At 70.8% G+C, this 15,206-nt stretch carries 16 protein-coding genes; 4 read left to right on the forward strand and 12 right to left on the reverse strand.

Annotation, left to right across the window (positions count from 1 at the left end; all coding sequences use genetic code 11):
* Positions 1-76 precede the first annotated feature (76 nt).
* From ACWDUM_RS04090 to ACWDUM_RS04100, 3 genes are all read right to left on the reverse strand, one after another.
* Positions 77-466: a RidA family protein gene (locus ACWDUM_RS04090; protein WP_450115230.1), complete on the reverse strand. Its 390-nt coding sequence runs from the start codon at positions 464-466 to the stop codon at positions 77-79.
* A gap of 73 nt (positions 467-539) precedes the next feature.
* Complete coding sequence (locus tag ACWDUM_RS04095; protein WP_450132977.1) at positions 540-1,031, reverse strand: nucleoside deaminase; 492 nt, start codon at positions 1,029-1,031, stop codon at positions 540-542.
* Positions 1,028-1,867 (reverse strand): hypothetical protein, encoded by an 840-nt coding sequence (locus ACWDUM_RS04100; protein ID WP_450132978.1) that lies wholly within the window; start codon positions 1,865-1,867, stop codon positions 1,028-1,030. Before ACWDUM_RS04100 ends, ACWDUM_RS04095 begins: the two co-directional genes overlap by 4 nt.
* 227 nt (positions 1,868-2,094) lie before the next feature.
* On the opposite strand from ACWDUM_RS04100, the gene sepH reads away from it, so the two are divergent.
* Entirely contained in the window at positions 2,095-2,931 is an 837-nt protein-coding gene (sepH, locus tag ACWDUM_RS04105; RefSeq protein ID WP_450132979.1) for a septation protein SepH, read from the forward strand.
* 39 nt (positions 2,932-2,970) lie between these two features.
* Here sepH and ACWDUM_RS04110 read toward each other — a convergent pair whose 3' ends face one another.
* Positions 2,971-3,453: a hypothetical protein gene (locus ACWDUM_RS04110; RefSeq protein ID WP_450132980.1), complete on the reverse strand. Its 483-nt coding sequence runs from the start codon at positions 3,451-3,453 to the stop codon at positions 2,971-2,973.
* Positions 3,454-3,611: 158 nt separating this feature from the next.
* Between ACWDUM_RS04110 and ACWDUM_RS04115 the strand changes: the two genes are divergently transcribed.
* On the forward strand, positions 3,612-4,802 hold the full coding sequence (locus tag ACWDUM_RS04115; RefSeq protein ID WP_450132981.1) for an alpha/beta hydrolase: 1,191 nt from the start codon (positions 3,612-3,614) through the stop codon (positions 4,800-4,802).
* Between the two features lie 4 nt (positions 4,803-4,806).
* Complete coding sequence (locus ACWDUM_RS04120) at positions 4,807-5,538, forward strand: DUF6928 family protein (protein WP_450132982.1); 732 nt, start codon at positions 4,807-4,809, stop codon at positions 5,536-5,538.
* A 7-nt stretch (positions 5,539-5,545) separates the two neighbouring features.
* Here ACWDUM_RS04120 and ACWDUM_RS04125 read toward each other — a convergent pair whose 3' ends face one another.
* From ACWDUM_RS04125 to ACWDUM_RS04140, 4 genes are all read right to left on the reverse strand, one after another.
* Complete coding sequence (locus ACWDUM_RS04125; RefSeq protein WP_450132983.1) at positions 5,546-5,794, reverse strand: DUF2537 domain-containing protein; 249 nt, start codon at positions 5,792-5,794, stop codon at positions 5,546-5,548.
* Positions 5,791-6,594 carry a TrmH family RNA methyltransferase gene (locus tag ACWDUM_RS04130; RefSeq protein ID WP_450115223.1) on the reverse strand — a complete coding sequence of 268 codons (804 nt, stop codon included), beginning with the start codon at positions 6,592-6,594 and terminating at the stop codon, positions 5,791-5,793. The genes ACWDUM_RS04125 and ACWDUM_RS04130 overlap by 4 nt, the downstream gene beginning before the upstream one ends.
* A gap of 85 nt (positions 6,595-6,679) precedes the next feature.
* On the reverse strand, positions 6,680-7,111 hold the full coding sequence (locus ACWDUM_RS04135) for a MarR family winged helix-turn-helix transcriptional regulator (protein ID WP_450115222.1): 432 nt from the start codon (positions 7,109-7,111) through the stop codon (positions 6,680-6,682).
* 33 nt (positions 7,112-7,144) lie between these two features.
* Positions 7,145-8,599: an NCS2 family permease gene (locus tag ACWDUM_RS04140; protein WP_450115221.1), complete on the reverse strand. Its 1,455-nt coding sequence runs from the start codon at positions 8,597-8,599 to the stop codon at positions 7,145-7,147.
* Positions 8,600-8,697: 98 nt separating this feature from the next.
* On the opposite strand from ACWDUM_RS04140, the gene ACWDUM_RS04145 reads away from it, so the two are divergent.
* Positions 8,698-8,946, forward strand: a complete 249-nt coding sequence (locus ACWDUM_RS04145) for a DUF2530 domain-containing protein (RefSeq protein WP_450115220.1) — start codon at positions 8,698-8,700, stop codon at positions 8,944-8,946.
* Positions 8,947-8,975: 29 nt separating this feature from the next.
* Here the strand turns inward: ACWDUM_RS04145 and ACWDUM_RS04150 are convergent, their stop codons facing one another.
* The 4 genes from ACWDUM_RS04150 to ACWDUM_RS04165 are packed head-to-tail and all read right to left on the reverse strand — an operon-like array spanning position 8,976 to position 15,176.
* Positions 8,976-10,871, reverse strand: coding sequence for a YhgE/Pip family protein (locus tag ACWDUM_RS04150; RefSeq protein WP_450132984.1), 1,896 nt, complete (start codon positions 10,869-10,871; stop codon positions 8,976-8,978).
* 60 nt (positions 10,872-10,931) lie between these two features.
* Positions 10,932-11,492: a phosphatase PAP2 family protein gene (locus ACWDUM_RS04155; RefSeq protein WP_450133324.1), complete on the reverse strand. Its 561-nt coding sequence runs from the start codon at positions 11,490-11,492 to the stop codon at positions 10,932-10,934.
* A gap of 28 nt (positions 11,493-11,520) precedes the next feature.
* On the reverse strand, positions 11,521-14,295 hold the full coding sequence (locus ACWDUM_RS04160) for a sacsin N-terminal ATP-binding-like domain-containing protein (protein WP_450132985.1): 2,775 nt from the start codon (positions 14,293-14,295) through the stop codon (positions 11,521-11,523).
* Complete coding sequence (locus ACWDUM_RS04165; protein WP_450132986.1) at positions 14,292-15,176, reverse strand: DUF3027 domain-containing protein; 885 nt, start codon at positions 15,174-15,176, stop codon at positions 14,292-14,294. Before ACWDUM_RS04165 ends, ACWDUM_RS04160 begins: the two co-directional genes overlap by 4 nt.
* Positions 15,177-15,206 lie beyond the last annotated feature (30 nt).

Consider the following 15,206-nt stretch of genomic DNA (forward strand, 5'->3'; position numbering starts at 1 on the left):
ATCCCACATTCGGTCAACAAGGGGGGTGGTTGACCCGCGCGGTGGGGACTACACGGTGGGGACTACACGGTGGGGACTACTCCGAGACGATCGCGTCGGCCTCGATCTCGATGAGCAGGTCCGCGTCGATGAGCTTGCTGACCTCGAGGATGGTGGTGGCGGGGCGGATCTCGCCGAACACCTCGCCGTGCGCGAGGCCGGCCTCCTCCCAACGGCTCATGTCCGTGAGGAACATGCGGGTACGGATGACGTCCTCGGGCTTGGCACCGGCCTCGGCGAGCGCACCGACGATGCGGCGCAGCGCCTCGCGGGTCTGCTCGGCCAGGCTGTCGCCGCCGACCGGTCCGTCCGGGCCCGAGGCGGTGGTGCCGGACACCGACACCTGCTGCCCGATGCGGACGGCACGCGAGTACCCGATCTTCGCCTCCCAGTCGGAGCCGGAGGAGATGTTGTTTCGATTCGACATTCCCCAGATTCTGTCAGGACCGCAGATCCTGGCGGGACCGCGGGTCGGGCGGCGCGAGGACGACTGCACGCCGTCAGGGCCGGGTGTGCTGTTCGGCGACGAAGCGGTGGAACGGTTCGAGGGCATCGTCCCCGAGATGCGGGCCACTCACCTCCACCCCGGCGTGAGCGGACCGAATGACGTCCGCGCAACCGAGGTCGAATCGCGGCCCACCGGTGAGGATTTCACCGAACCCAGCGGCCGAGGCCGCGTACACCACCCGGCGCACCCCGGCCCACACCATCGCCGCGGCGCACATCGGGCACGGTTCCCCGGACGCGTAGACGACTGCGCCCTCCAGCCGGTCGGCGTTGCCCTCCTCGCACGCGGTGGTGATCGCGTCGAGTTCGGCGTGTTCGGTCACGTCCCCCGAGGTGGCCACCGAGTTCGCACCCTCACTGACGACCACGCCGGCGGCGTCCACGACGACCGCGCCGAACGGCCGGTTACCGGCGTCGCCGGTCTCGACGGCCAATGCGAGCGCCCTGTGCAGATAGGCCAGGTCGTCCGAGGTCAATTCGGTCACGACACCACCTTCTCTTTCGTACCGACGTTGCGCAGCAACGCATTTGCTCCGATCCCTGCCACGATGAACGCCACGCCGAGCCAGGTCGGACCACCGTCCATCGCAAGAGTGATGATGCCGATCGGGATCAGCCAGGTGGTCAGCGGGCCGACGAACTCGGCCCACCCCGGCGCGGGTTCGCCGGGTTCGCCCGCCGTCGCGGCGGCACGGGCCGTCGCGACGTCCGGGTACCACTGGCTGAACTGCAGCGCGCAGAGCATGGCGGCGGTCTGGATCACCCAACCGGTCCAGATGTTGTCGCTGTCGCCGAGCACCGCGTCCCCGTAGAACCCGGCGATCGCGGCGACCAGGAACGCGACAGCCCACGCGCCGGTGATCACGTAGTTCACCCGCAGGAACAGGGGCGTCTCCCAGAACTCCCGGTCGACCTCCTCGCGGGCGTACTGCACCGTGAACGGCACCCGAGCGAGCATGGAGCCCACGGCGATCAGGAACAGCGTGATGGTGGCGATCTCACCGATCCACGTCTCCATCCATTCCTGCCCGGCCTCGTCCAGCGCGAAATGGAGTGCGACCAATCCGGCGAAGAAGAGGACGTCGACGACCGCGAGCAGTTTCGTGGACCGCCCTCGCAGCCGATCCACGACGAGGAAGAGCACCGATATGGCGAGTGCGACGCCGGCGGCCACTTCCAGGCGACCCGGCCCCTCGAACACCGCGAGCACGATCCACGGCGTCAGTCCGGTCAGCGGACCGTCGAGCAGCGATGCGAACGCATCGAAGGCACGCCGTGCGGGCGAAGCGGTTCCGGACACCTGCGGACTGCGCTCGACCATCGCTGATGACCTTCGTTGGCGTCGACGACATCGGTGTGTCGATCGTAACGCCGCGGCCGGCCGGACACGCCGCAAAGCACCCAACCCTCAAGGAGAACTAGAGACTATAGCTCGCCGCGTTCGCAACGACCTCACCGGGAGTGGCGTGTCGCCACCCCCTCGGCATCACGGGTGGATTACAGTCGGCGCGGGCAATGTCGCGAAATCGACGCGATGAGGAGGTCAATGTGCGAGAGCTCTCCGTAATCGGACTCGAGCCCGGCGGATCGCACGTGGTGTGCGCCGATCCCGAGACCGGAGAACGGTTCCGGATCCCCGCCGACGACAAGCTGCGAGCCGCATCCCGCGGCGACATAGCCCGTTTCGGGCAGATCGAAATCGAGTCCGAGAGCCAGATGCGCCCTCGCGAAATCCAGGCCCGCATCCGGGCCGGTGCGACCGTCGAACAGGTCGCCGGCGAGGCGGGCGTCTCGATCAAGCGCATCGAAGGGTTCGCGCATCCGGTCCTGCTCGAGCGTGCCCGTGCCGCGCAGTTGGCGCAGGGCGGTCATCCGGTTCGGGACAACGGCCCGACCGTTCAGACCCTGGCCGAGATCGTGGCGATGGCCTTCCGCGCTCGCGGCCACAACCTCGACGACGCGAGCTGGGATGCCTGGCGCGACGAGGACGGCCACTGGGTGGCCCAGTTGCAGTGGCAGGCGGGCCGCACCCGCAATGCCGCACACTGGCGGTACCAGCCGGACACGCACGGCGGGACCATCGCCGCGCTGGACGCTGCGGCAACCGACCTGATCGATCCCGACTTCGGCCGGCCGCTGCGCGGTCTCGCGCCCCTCGCGATCGAGTCCCCCGCCCCCGCCGACGAGCCGGAGGGACCTGCCGAACCCGAGGTCGAGGCCGACCTCGACGCCGACGCGGTCGGCGACGTCGGGGACAGCGACGAAGAGGCACCGCAGCCCCGGCAGGCCCCGCAGCACCAGGGCGGCAAGGACAAGCGCGGCAAGCCGCACCTGCCGTCCTGGGACGACGTGCTGCTCGGCGTTCGGAGCAGTGGACGCGGCTAGCCGACCCCGTCGATAAGCTCGCGTCCCGGCAACTCTCGGCTAGCCGGCGGCCGCGTCCGGATCCGGCTCGGGTGACGGCATGGCGAGGAGTTGGTCCAGCCAGGCGACCGCATCGATCAGCGCGCGAGCCTGCCCCGACTCCGCGGTCGCGTACACCAGCGGCGCGAGATCGGCCGACACCTTGTCGCCCTGTCCGGTGAGCACGTCGACGACACCGGTCCATACGTGGCAGGCCGGTGCGGGCAGCCGATCGACCGGCACCATCCGACCGTCCGGCACCTCGACGGCGATGACCAGGTCACCGGCGTCGACCAGGGGATCCACTTTGTCGACGACCACTCGGGCAAGAGCGGTCACCACCCAGTCGACCACGCACCCGTAGTGGCCGTGATGGACCCCGTCGGGCATCACCAGTGACGCAACCTCGTCGAGGAAGGCTTCGGTGTCGCGGTCGCCGGCGTGTGTGAGCAACCGGCCTCCGATGTCGGCCCCCCGGTGCGCTCCGCCTCCGATGGGTGTCATGGCTCTGGTGTGCCCGATGGCCCGCCGGGCCACACCTGCTGCCGCAAGTTTTCCGGTCCCGGATTTCGACTCCGCGCGACCCCGCCGACCGGGACGCCTATCGCTCCACAGGCAACTTATTGTAACCTTCGGTCACATTTACTGGAGGGGGACGAACGTTGCTCACGCTCGACTGGACGCGACTCACAGCCGGACTGCCGACCCTCGACGAGGTCGCCGTCGCCGCCCGCAATGCCTGGGCGCTCACGCTGGGCGATGGCGTCGCCCCGATCCGCCGCACACCGTCCGAACTGCTCCGCTCCGGCCCGCACCGCGACCTGTACCGGTTCGGCCCCCAGCCCACGCCGGGAACGCGGCCGATCCTGCTCGTTCCCCCGCTGGCGGTACCCGCGACCTGCTACGACCTGCGGCCCGGGCAGAGCCTGGCCGCACACCTGGCCGACGGGGGGCACGCGCCGTATCTCCTCGACTACGGCACCATGACCGCCGCCGACCGCGACCTCGGCTTCGAGGCGTGGGCCGACGACATCGTGCCGGAGGCACTCCGTCACATCAGCGACCGGCACGCCGGCGCCGAGGTCGATCTCGTCGGCTGGAGTCTCGGCGGGACCATCTCACTGCTCACCGCCGCCGCCCACGCCGACCTTCCGATCCGCTCCGTGACCGTGATCGGAACCCCCGTCGACTACACCCGGATCCCCGTGATCAGTCCACTACGGGTGATCGGCCGGATCACGACGGAACGCCCGCTGACGGCGGTCACCCGCATGCTCGGGGGCCTCCCGGCACCGATCGTCCAGGCCACGTACCGGGCCACCGCGCCGCACCGGGAACTGCTCAAGCCGTGGTTCGTCGCCCGCAACCTGCGCAACACCGAATCCCTCGCACGGATGGAGGCGATCGACCGGTTCATGGCCGAGATGCCCGGCTACCCGGCCCGCGTCTTCCACCAGATGTGCTCGCAGCTGATCCTCGGAAACTCCTTGGCGGAAGGTCGATTCCGGTTCGGGTCCCGGACGGTGACACTGTCCGACGTGACCGTGCCGGTGCTGGGCGTCGGCGGCACCACCGATGTGATCGCGCCGGCCGCGGCGGTCGCCCCGATCACCGACCTGCTGACCGGGTCGCCGTACGTCCGGTTCGAGGCGGTGCCCGGCAGCCACCTCGGCCTCGTCGCCGGCCCCGGAGCACGGGACACCACCTGGACGATCCTCGACGAGTTCCTCGGGACGGTGCCGCACCGTCCCGGCGTGGATCCGCTCACCGCCCCACACCCCGGCGCCGACCGCGACTCGGCGGACGCACGGTGCGCCGACGAGAAATCGGGCGTGAGCGTCGTACCCTCGTAGGAAGGTGACGAAAGCGGGGTACGCGGTGGGGCCGACTGCATCAACGATCTGGTACGTCGACGCCCCCGACCCCGCCGCGGTGCTCCGGGAACTCCCCGAACCCGACGCCGAGGCCGCCCACGCCCTCGCCGGACGGATGTATCCCGAAACGGTGGCCGTGCCACTGCATTCCGCTCCGCTCGCCGGCTCCGCCGCGCCCACCGGTCGCGAGATCTTCATCGGCAGCTACCCGGGACTGACCGTGGTGTGCGGACCGAATCTGGCCCTGAACAAGCCGTCACTGCTCGACGAATCATGGACGCGCCCACTGGCTTCCGAACGGACCTACCTGGTCAGTGCGGACGCCGCGACACCGTGGGGTGCGTTCGCGTACTGGGAACGCGGCGCGCTTCGTCGCTCGTTCAGCGCGACCTCGTCCTTCATCCACGAGAACGTCGGCCTGCCACTGGTCTGGGAGCGCGAGTTCTGGGCGGGTGAGCATCCGGCGCACCACCCGATCGCCACGCTCCCCGACCCCCAGTCGTTGCCCTTCGATCCCGGCGAGTTCGCGGACGCCGCGAACGCACAATGGCTCGGATTCAGCCACTGTCCGCCGACGCCCGACGCCGAACTCTCGGCAGGTGACCTCGCCGTGTGCGGATTCGCCCTGTACGCGTCCGGGGAGGAACCGCTCACCTCGCCGGACGAACCCGAGATCCGGGGACTGCGCAAGTGGTGGCGCCGACTGGCCGGCTGACCGGCGCTCAGCGGGCGCCGAACACCAGCGCGAGCCAACCGGCCACGACACCCGCGACCGCGCCGTACACCACCCAGCGCCACACCGGCACCTGGCGCCACTGCCAGACCGTCGGGGCCACCCCGGCGACCACCACCACGTTCACCACGAGGGCGAGCAGTGGGTGAACCGCGATCATCGCTGCGCCGCAGGCGATCACCGCCACGGTGACGAGCACCGCCGAGAATCCGGCGACAACGAGCGCCGGACCGCTCATCCGAGCCGGACCCGCTCGTAGAACGCCATCGCCGCCGCCGTCGCCACGTTGAGCGAATCGGTGCCCGGGGCCATCGGGATCCGGGCCCGGACATCGGTCTTGCGCATCGTGTACTCCGACAGCCCGGGCCCCTCCGCGCCGAGCAGCAACGCCACCTTCTCCCCCGTCATCGCCTCCGCCAGCGTGGTCGCCGAGGGGTTCGGTGTCAGGGAGATGAGTTGAAAACCCTTGTCCCGCAGCCGCTGAAGCCCGTGCGGCCACTCCGGAACCCGGGCGAACGGCACCCGCAGCACGTGTCCCATCGACACCCGCACGGCGCGCCGGTACAGCGGATCTGCGCAGCGGTCACCGAACAGCACCGCGTCCACCCCGAGCCCGGCAGCATTTCGGAACATCGAACCGATGTTCTCGTGGTCGTTGACTCCCTCGAGCACCGCGACGGTGCGAGCACCCTCGAGCACGGCGTCGAGATCGAGAGCGGGCGGACGATGCGCGGCAGCGAGCACGCCGCGGTTGAGGTGGAACCCGACAACCTCCGCCATCACCTCTGCCGAGGTCCGGTAGAACGGCACCTCGACGCCGTCGAGGTCGGCTGACAGTTCGTCGAGTCGGCGATCGACCCCGAGCAGGCTGATCGGCTGGAACCGTGACGACAACAGGCGCTGCGCCACGAGCACGCCCTCGGCGATGACGAGGCCCTTCCCGTCGGGCAGGTCGGGTCGACGGTCCGAGGAGTTCAGATCCCGGAAGTCGTCCAGCCTGGGGTCCGCAGGATTGTCGATGTCGATAACGTCAGCCACGCGACCATCTTGCCGCACCGCGAGCGGGCACCCCGACCCACTCGACCTCCCCCTGTTTCAACCCCCACTCCCGAGCGGTGCCCACCTACTCGGAGTTGTTGACGAACCCACCGATGATGTCGATCGACTGACGAAGGACCTGCAGTTGCTCCGCATCGAGTCCCGCCAGCTGGTCGGTCATCCACTTTTCCCGCGCGCTGGTCTCGTCGGCGAGCAGCGCGTGACCGGTGTCGGTCAGGGAAACGATGATCTGCCGCCCGTCCGTGGGATGCGGGGTGCGAGCGACCATGCCTGCCTCGGCGAGGGAGGCGATGACCCGGGTCATCGACGGCGGCTGCACCCGTTCCTTCGCCGCCAGCCCCCCGGGGGTCATCGGCCCGTGCTCGTCCAGGCTGGCGAGCGCGGAGAGCTGAGTCAACGACACCGGAGAATCTGCCCGACGGCCGCGGAGGTGCCGCGACAGGCGCACGACGGCCAGGGAGAGATCACTGGCTAGTGAGCGTGTATCCAAGGTCACTCACGGAGGATACGGCACTGGGACACAACTGGTTCAGGTAATCGCGTCAGTTATAGGACCGACAGCAAAATACGCGACAAACAGGGCGGCGACAACCCACATCAGCGGATGAATCTGCTTGAACTTGCCGCTGGCGGCGTGAATCACCACCCACGTGATGAATCCGACGCCGATGCCGTTGGCGATCGAGTAGGTGAACGGCATGACGACGATCGTCAGGAACGCAGGCAGTGCCACGTCGAACCGGGAGAAGTCGATGTCGCGGACCTGACCGATCATCAGCGCACCGACCACGACCAGGGCCGGCGCCGCCGCCTCGATCGGCACCATCTCGTACAGCGGGGTCAGGAACATCGCGGCCAGGAACAGCAGGCCGGTGACCACATTCGCCAGACCGGTCCGCGCGCCCTCCGCGATACCCGAGGCCGACTCCGCGAACACCGTGTTCGACGACGCCGAGGCTCCGCCGCCGACGATCGCGCCGGTGCCCTCGACGACCAGTGCCTTGCCGATGTTCGGCAGGTTGCCGTGCTCGTCGGCGAGGTCGCCCTCCTTGCCGAGCCCGGTCATCGTGCCCATCGCGTCGAAGAAGTTGGCCAGCACCAGGGTGAACACCAGCAAACTCGCGGCCAGCACCCCGATGCGGGTGAACGCGCCGAACAGGTCGACGTTCCCGACCAGGGACAGGTCCGGCATCTGGAACAGCACGTCCGGCAGCCCGGGCACGCTCAGGTTCCAGCCCTTCGGGTCCACACCCGCCGACGGGCCCACGTCGAAGATCGCCTCGAGCACGGCCGCGAGCACCGTGGTGGCCACAATGCCGATCAGCAGACCACCGCGCACCTTCCGCGCGACCAGGACTCCCATCACCAGCACACCGAAGACGAACACCACCGTCGGCCACGACCCGATCGAGCCGTTGATGCCGAGCCCAACCGGCACCGTGGTCTTGGCCTCGTCCGGGATGCGGCGCACGAACCCGGCGTCGACGAAGCCGATGAACGCGATGAACATGCCGATACCGGCGGCGATCGCGGACTTGAGTGCGTCGGGGATCGCGTTGAACACCGCGGTCCGGAACCCCGTGACGGCCAACGCGACGATGATGAGGCCGTCGATCACCACCAGACCCATGGCCTCCGGCCACGTCACCTGCGGGGCGATGGTCACCGCGAGGAGGGTGTTGATGCCGAGGCCGGCGGCGATGGCGAACGGATAATTCGCGATGATGCCGAACAGGATGCTCATCAGGCCCGCGACGAGCGCGGTCACCGCCGCGACCTGGCTGACCGGCAGGATGTTGCCGAGGACGTCCGTCTTCGCGACGGCGTCCTCCGCCGAGAAGCTGCCCAGGATGAGCGGGTTCAGCACGATGATGTAGGACATCGCGACGAACGTGACCAGGCCGCCGCGCACTTCCGTGCTCAGCGTCGATCCACGCTCGGTGATCTTGAAGTAGTTGTCCAGTATCCGCGGTGTTCCCGCCATCAGCCATTCCTCAGTAACCGGGGTGCAAGCACAATGCTCGCCCCCGGCAGACTAGGGCACGGGGTCGGTGTGACCGGCACAACGGTACCGTCGTGTCCGTGGACGAGACCCGCAAGGACCCCCTCCTACCCGATCGCCTGACCGATCCGCGCCCGGTGATCGCGATCGGCGCCGCGGCCTGGCTGGTCGTCACGGTCGTGGTCCTGACCTCGGGCGACCGGTGGGAGTCGTGGCTGCCGATCTGCTGGGCCGGCCTGGCGCTCGGAGCGCTCGGCTCGGGCCTGTTCCTGCTGCAGCGCCGCGCGGCCCGGCGTGGCAGCCGGACCGCGCAACGCGGGCTCGGCTGAGTTCCCTCCGGCCGGACGCGCGCCCCGGATCAGTAGGCCGGCACCGGGAAGCGTTCGGTGATGGTGTCGGGATCCGGGTTGACGTCGGCCTCCTCGTCCCGGTGCCGGCTGCGCCACCAGATGGTCAGCGCCACCGACCCGGCGACCAGCACCAGCAGAACCGCGATCGCCAGCCAGAACCGGGGGCCCCAGTAGCCGACGAGTGACATGCGGATCGCGTTGCGGGCGTATGTGAGCGGCATCAGGGCGTGGAGCCACCGCAGGGGTGCGGCCATCTGCTCGATCGGGTAGACGGCGCCGAACGCGAAGATCTGGATCATCAGGGTCCCGAGGCCGACGAAGGTGCCACCGACCGCCCCGAACACCACCGTGAACAGCCGGGCCGTCGCGACCGCGGCCGCCCCGACCAGCACCATGACAGCGAACAGCGCCAGCGCGCTCGGCGGCTCGGCCTTCGCAACGGTCATCGACAGCACCGCCATCAGCGCGGCGGCGGCGACGGTGATCACGGCGGGTGTCCGGTAACGGCGCAGCCCCTCACGAATGATCGACTCGTGCACCCGCCCGTGCGGCTGCAGCGGCGGGCGCACCACGAACCAGGTGAGGATGCCGATCAGGAACAGCAGGACCGACATCACCGCCGGGATCGCACCCGGCCCGAATCCCACCGCCGGCGCGATGTTCTTGGCGCTGACGGTGACCGGCGACGAGATGACGCCCGCGGTGGCGACGCGCTCGTCGTCGGTGAACTGGGGCACCTGGCCGGCGCCGTCGGCGAGACCGGTCGCGAGTTCGGCGCTGCCCGCGTCGAGTTGACCGACGCCGTCCAGCAGCTGGCCGAGACCGTCGCGGAGCTGGACGCCCCCCTCGTCGAGTTGGCCGAGTCCGGTCGAGAGCTCGCGCGCACCCGCGTCGAGCTGACCCGCGCCATCGGTGAGCTGGCCGAGACCTGTGTTGAGTTCTGCGGCGCCCGCGGCGGCCGCTTCCAGTCCGCCGCGGTACTCGGCGTTCGGATCGGAGAGTTCGTACGCAATCTGCCTGGCCCCGTCGCGCAGCTGCTGGAGCTGCCCGACGATGTCGTCGTCCGCGATCGGGAGCCCGGCGGCGACCACCGCGTCCACCAGCGGGCCGACGACGGTGTCGATGACCTCGCTGATCTGCGCCGCCCCGGCCCCGAGCTGATCGGTGCCTGCCACGAGCTGTCCGAGCCCAGCGCTGAGCTCACCCGAGCCGGCGGCGGCCTCCCCCGCACCTGCCGCCAGCTGCCCGGTGCCGTCGGCGAGTTCGAGGCTGCCCGCATGCGCCTGGCCGAGCCCGTTCGAGAGTTCGACGCTGCCCGCGGCCAGTTCGGTGGTCCCCGCGAGGGCCTCACCGGTGCCGTCGTTGAGCTGCTGCGCACCCGCGGCGGCGTCGGACAGGCCCTTGCCGACATCGGCGAGACCGAGCAGCACCTGGTCCACGGACTGTTCCCCGATGGTCTCCGAGACCGCGGAACGCACCTGCGCCATCACCGATTCGCCGACAGGGGTCGCGACCAGGCTGTTGTGATCGTTGTAGACGACCTCGAGCCGCGCCTTCTCGCCTGCGCCACTCGCAGCGCTGGCGATGTCCCGGCTGAAGTCCTCGGGGATGACGACCGAGAAGTAGTAGTGGCCGTCCTCGACGCCCTCCCGGGCCTGGTCGAGGGTCACCTCGTGCCAGTTGACGTCGCCGCCCTCGACGAGCGCGGCGGTGACGTCGGCACCCGCGGTCAGCCGGCTGCCGTCGAGGTCGGCGCCTGCGTCGGTGTTGACGATGGCGACCGGCAACCGCGAGACGGTGTCACCGGGGTTCCACAACGCCCACATGTAGAAGCCGAGCAGCGCCAACGGGGCGATGACCAGCATCGCGAGGGCGATACGGGTCAGATGGATTCGTCGCGACATTGGCTTCTCTCTCCCCGGCAAACCGCTGGACACACGTCCAAGTTGGTCAGGGTAGAGAGTTCAGTCCCGTTCCGGGGCCGATTCGCCAGATCTCGTCGGCCCAGGTCGGCGGAGGGTGGGTGTACCGCGCCGGGCGACCCGCGGCGCGGCCCAGATCCACAACGCCGCCCACGCGATCCCGAGCAGCCAACCGGCCAGCACGTCGGTGAGCCAGTGCGCGCCCAGATACACCCGCGACAGTCCGATGGAGACGGTCCACAGCGCGAGCCCGCAGGCCAGGACCGGGCCGAGCCGACCGGTCAACCGGACCACCGTCGACCCGACCACGCAGACCAGGATCGCCGACATCATCGCGTGCCCGGACGGGAACGAGTGGGTGACCTCCTCGACCAGACGCTCCGGGAACGGCGGGCGCTCCCGGCCGAAGACCAGCTTCAGACCGCTCATCAGCAGGAACCCGCTGACCATGGCACCCCCGACCATGACCGCCTCGACCCGGCGACCGCGCACGAGCAGCGCGATCACGATGGCGGTGGTGATCACGGACGCGACGAGCGTGTCACCGAGATGGGTGATCGCGGTGACCACGTCGGTCAGCCACGGCGTGCGCCAGCGCAGCATCTGGTCGAGGACCGCCTGGTCGAACGGGTCACCACCCACCGGTCACCCCCGGCCCGAGCCTGCGTTCGTCGACGTGCGTGCGGCCCGACCCGTCCACCCACCACGGCACCTCGACGTCGGCCTCCACGGCGCCGGACAGCCGCACCGTCAGCGTCTCGTGCAGCACGACGGCGCCGGACGGCAACGCGCGACCGGACGCCACGGACGCGAGCACCGCCGCCGGTTCACGCGCCCAGTCGCCGGCGCGGCCCACGCCGAGAACCTCCCCGCTCACCCGCTCCGAGGCCGGCGGCAGGTCCAGCAGCTCCGCGAGCGCATCCACCGACACCAGGTCGCCGACGACCAGCCGATCCGCCGGGATCGCGGCCGCCAGCCACGCCCGGTCGAGCACCAGCGCCTCGGCGGGGTCGGCGACCGTGCCGTCGATCGCACGCACCCGCGCGGGCGGCATCAGCGCGTCCAGGTCGAGTACCCCGGCCGCGGTGGCCTCCGCCAGCAGCCGGTGGGCCCGCACGACCACCGCGGGGCCGGGATCCCGATCCGGATCCGCCAGCCGGCCCAGCAACAGCTCCGCCATCTCGGTGCCCTCGACGCGGTCCGCCGCCAACGCACCGGACAGGGTCGCGGCGTCCGGATGGTCCAGCACGTCCAGCAGTCCCTCGAAGGTGCGGTCGTCCGGAGCGCGCAGCGATCCCAACGCGACACCCCGCACGCGCGCGTGCCGCCGCAACCACCACGCCGTGTACCCGGACCGGTCCGCGAGCAGGGACGCGGTCTCCGGCTGCGACGCCAGCAGCGCCAGCGCGGCGGGCCAGGTGTCGGGGTCCACCAGATCGAGGTCGCGGACCGCGATCAGCACCTCGGGGTCGTCGGGCAGCGTCGCCCACCAGTCGGATTCGTCGTCGAGGTCGTGCTCGGGTCCGGTCGGCAGCTCCGCGCGCAGGACCGTGAACCCCCATCCGACCCCGAGCGCTCGCAGCGCTTCGGCGCCGTGTGTCTCGACGAGGGCGGACGCGACGGTGCCGAAGGGGGAGTCCACGTCCAGCACGGTCGCCAGCGGTGCGCCCGGCAGCAGCAGTTCGTCCGCGGGCCGGACGTCGCCCACCTCGTCGGGCAGCGGCAGCGCACCCAGCCAGCCGGGCAGGGCACCCTGCGCGGCGGCCGCCTCGACCAGTGGCAGCACCGCGTCCGCGAGTTCGGTTGCACCGCGACCACTCTCGCCCGGCCAGTCGTCCGCCCCGGGCGGGCCGTCGGCATGATCCTCGATCCGCTCCCGCAACGCCGGATCGGTGAGCACGTCGAGCGCGCCGACGGTGCCGGCACCCAGCCGGGTCAGCAGGGGGTGCGCCGCGTCGGGATGGACCAGCCGAATCCAGTCCACGCCGCGCCCCGCGGCCGCGAGGTCGTGGCCGAGCACCACCGTCCGCGGACCGGTGACGGTGCGCCCGTCGGTCAGCGGCACCGGAATCGCGGCGAGTTCCTCGACCGCGAGGGCGTCGACCACCAGTGGCGTCAGCGCCTCGTAGAGCCGTCCCCACCACGCGGGTTCGCGTTCGAGGCCGGCGAGCAGCTCCGCGAGACGGGCGAGACCGAGCCGGTGCACCCCGACCGCGGCGAGCGCGCGGACCCCGCCGGGACCCGACATCTCGGGCGCGAGCAACCCGGGCACCGTGTCGACGAGCAGTTCCGCGAGGTCGTCTCCGAGCCCGGGCAGCATCGTCGCGTCCCCGGGGCGCAGGTCGCGACCGGCGACACCGGGCAGCCACGGGTGGTCGGCGAGCTGACGCAGCACCGCCTCGCGCAGCTGCTCGTCGACCGCGCCGCGGGCGAACCCGGGCAGCGGCACCAACGCCAGGCGCTGCGAGTGCGGCAGCGCCGCAACGAATTCCGTGTATCCGTCCGCGAGGTGTGCGATGGCGGCCCCCGGCAGGATGCGGCGGCGGTCGGGTTGCAGGTCGGTGTTCGCCACCACCAGCGCGGGCAGTGACAGTTCCTCGTCGGAGCGGGTCGGGGCGCGCAGCACGTCACCGTCCGACGCCCGCACCGCACCCCCGGACACCGACACCAGCCATCGCGCCGACGGTCCGGTGTACTGCCACCAGGTGCGGTCGCCGACGGAGACCTCGGTCAGACCGTCACCGAGATCCCTTTCGCTGCGCACGAACTCGCGTTCCCCGATTCGGATGGAGTGCAGTGCAGGCAGTTCCAGCAGCAGGTCCACCGCTTCGCCGGGCATCGCGTCGAGGAGTGCCTCCCCGTCGAGTCCGGAACGAAGCGTCACCACGATCTCGGTGTCGCACCCGGCGGCGGGAGCCGCGTCGATGGGCCACACCAGTCGCAACACCGGGATCCCGGACTCGGGCTCGGACAGTCCGGCCCGGACGATCTCGTCACGGGTGCGGTCCGCAGAGAACGCGATCGATCCGGTCGTCGAGCGCAGTTCGATCTCGTCACCGACCGCGAGCACCGCGGTGAACCCGACGCCGAAGCGCCCGACACCCGCACTCTTGCCGGAGACCCGCAGCGCGGACAGCGCCTGGACACCGGCCTCGTCCAGCGGCGCACCCACGTTGGCGACGTGCAACTCCCCGTCGTCCAACCGGACCTCGAGCCGCCCGGGCACCCCGGCCCGCTCGGCCGCGTCGGCGGCGTTCTGGGCCAGCTCGGTCAGCACCCGATCCCGGTAGCCGCCGCGCACGAGGTCGGCCTCGGTGGCCGCGTCCTCCCGCAACCGCGTCGGCGACGACGTCCAGGCGAGCAGCGTCGCGGCCCGCAGCGCGTCGGTGCCGAAGGGATCGGTCACTCGGTCGATGCCGTGTCCGTTCCGGTCTCGGCGGCCTCGGCGGTCTCGACCGCAGCAGGCTCGGCGTTCTCGACCTCGACTGTCGCGGCCTCGCCGGTCTCCGCGTCGGTGGGGCCGGTCCCGGCCGGCTTGGGTACCTCGACGACCTCGAGCGCGCCGTCGTCGTAGGCGTCGTAGCGCGGGGTTCCGGCGCCGGAGGGCAGCTCGGTGTCCGAGTGGGCGCCGCAGCCGTACTCGGCGTGCACCACGTGACCGTCGGCGGACAGCTCGTTGCCGCAGACCCCGAACGCGGCGCGCAGCGACCCGGCCAGCGGCAGATAGAACCCGCACAGTGCGCAGATCGACGGCGCGGCCTTCGCCATCTCCGAGTCGGGGCCGAAGTCGCCGTCGTGCCACCGCTGCGCGGCGTCGAGCCGGCCTTCGAGGCTGAGCACCGTCTTGCGTCCCAGCCCGACCTCGCGGGCCAGGTCGTCGACGACCGGGTCGCCGGTCGCGACGTACCCCGGCGCGAGTCGCGGATCGTGGGCACGGGGGGCGAGCAGGTCCCCGGGCGAGAGATCGCCGGGGCGCACCCGCTGATCCCACGGGAGCCATTCGGGAGCGACGAGGGCGTCCGGGCCGGGCAGCAGCGCGGACTCGTTGACCGTCACCCGATCGGAGTCCGGCAGAGCGGACAGCACCACCGCCCACTGCCAGCCGTGGTAGCCCGGCAGGGTCGCCGCGAACCGGTGGGTCGCGGTGTTCTCGTCCTCGGCGGTGACACCGAGGTGTGCGCCGATGTGCACCTCACCGAGGTCGGTCAGCGCCTGGCGTGCGAACTCCACGGCCTCGGCCAGAAGGGGACGCACGGGGGCAAGCTCGGGGGCAGACTGCGCACTCACACCCCCATTTTGCCGTATCGAGTGGGTGGT

The sequence above is a fragment of the Rhodococcus sp. NPDC003322 genome (assembly GCF_053589555.1).

Bases quoted from the DNA above. Each gene is read 5' to 3' on its own strand.
- ACWDUM_RS04090 (WP_450115230.1), bottom strand. From the start codon at position 466: ATGTCGAATCGAAACAACATCTCCTCCGGCTCCGACTGGGAGGCGAAG.
- ACWDUM_RS04100 (WP_450132978.1), bottom strand. From the start codon at position 1,867: ATGGTCGAGCGCAGTCCGCAGGTGTCCGGAACCGCTTCGCCCGCACGG.
- ACWDUM_RS04110 (WP_450132980.1), bottom strand. From the start codon at position 3,453: ATGACACCCATCGGAGGCGGAGCGCACCGGGGGGCCGACATCGGAGGC.
- ACWDUM_RS04125 (WP_450132983.1), bottom strand. From the start codon at position 5,794: ATGAGCGGTCCGGCGCTCGTTGTCGCCGGATTCTCGGCGGTGCTCGTC.
- ACWDUM_RS04140 (WP_450115221.1), bottom strand. From the start codon at position 8,599: ATGGCGGGAACACCGCGGATACTGGACAACTACTTCAAGATCACCGAG.
- ACWDUM_RS04150 (WP_450132984.1), bottom strand. From the start codon at position 10,871: ATGTCGCGACGAATCCATCTGACCCGTATCGCCCTCGCGATGCTGGTC.
- ACWDUM_RS04155 (WP_450133324.1), bottom strand. From the start codon at position 11,492: ATGCTGCGCTGGCGCACGCCGTGGCTGACCGACGTGGTCACCGCGATC.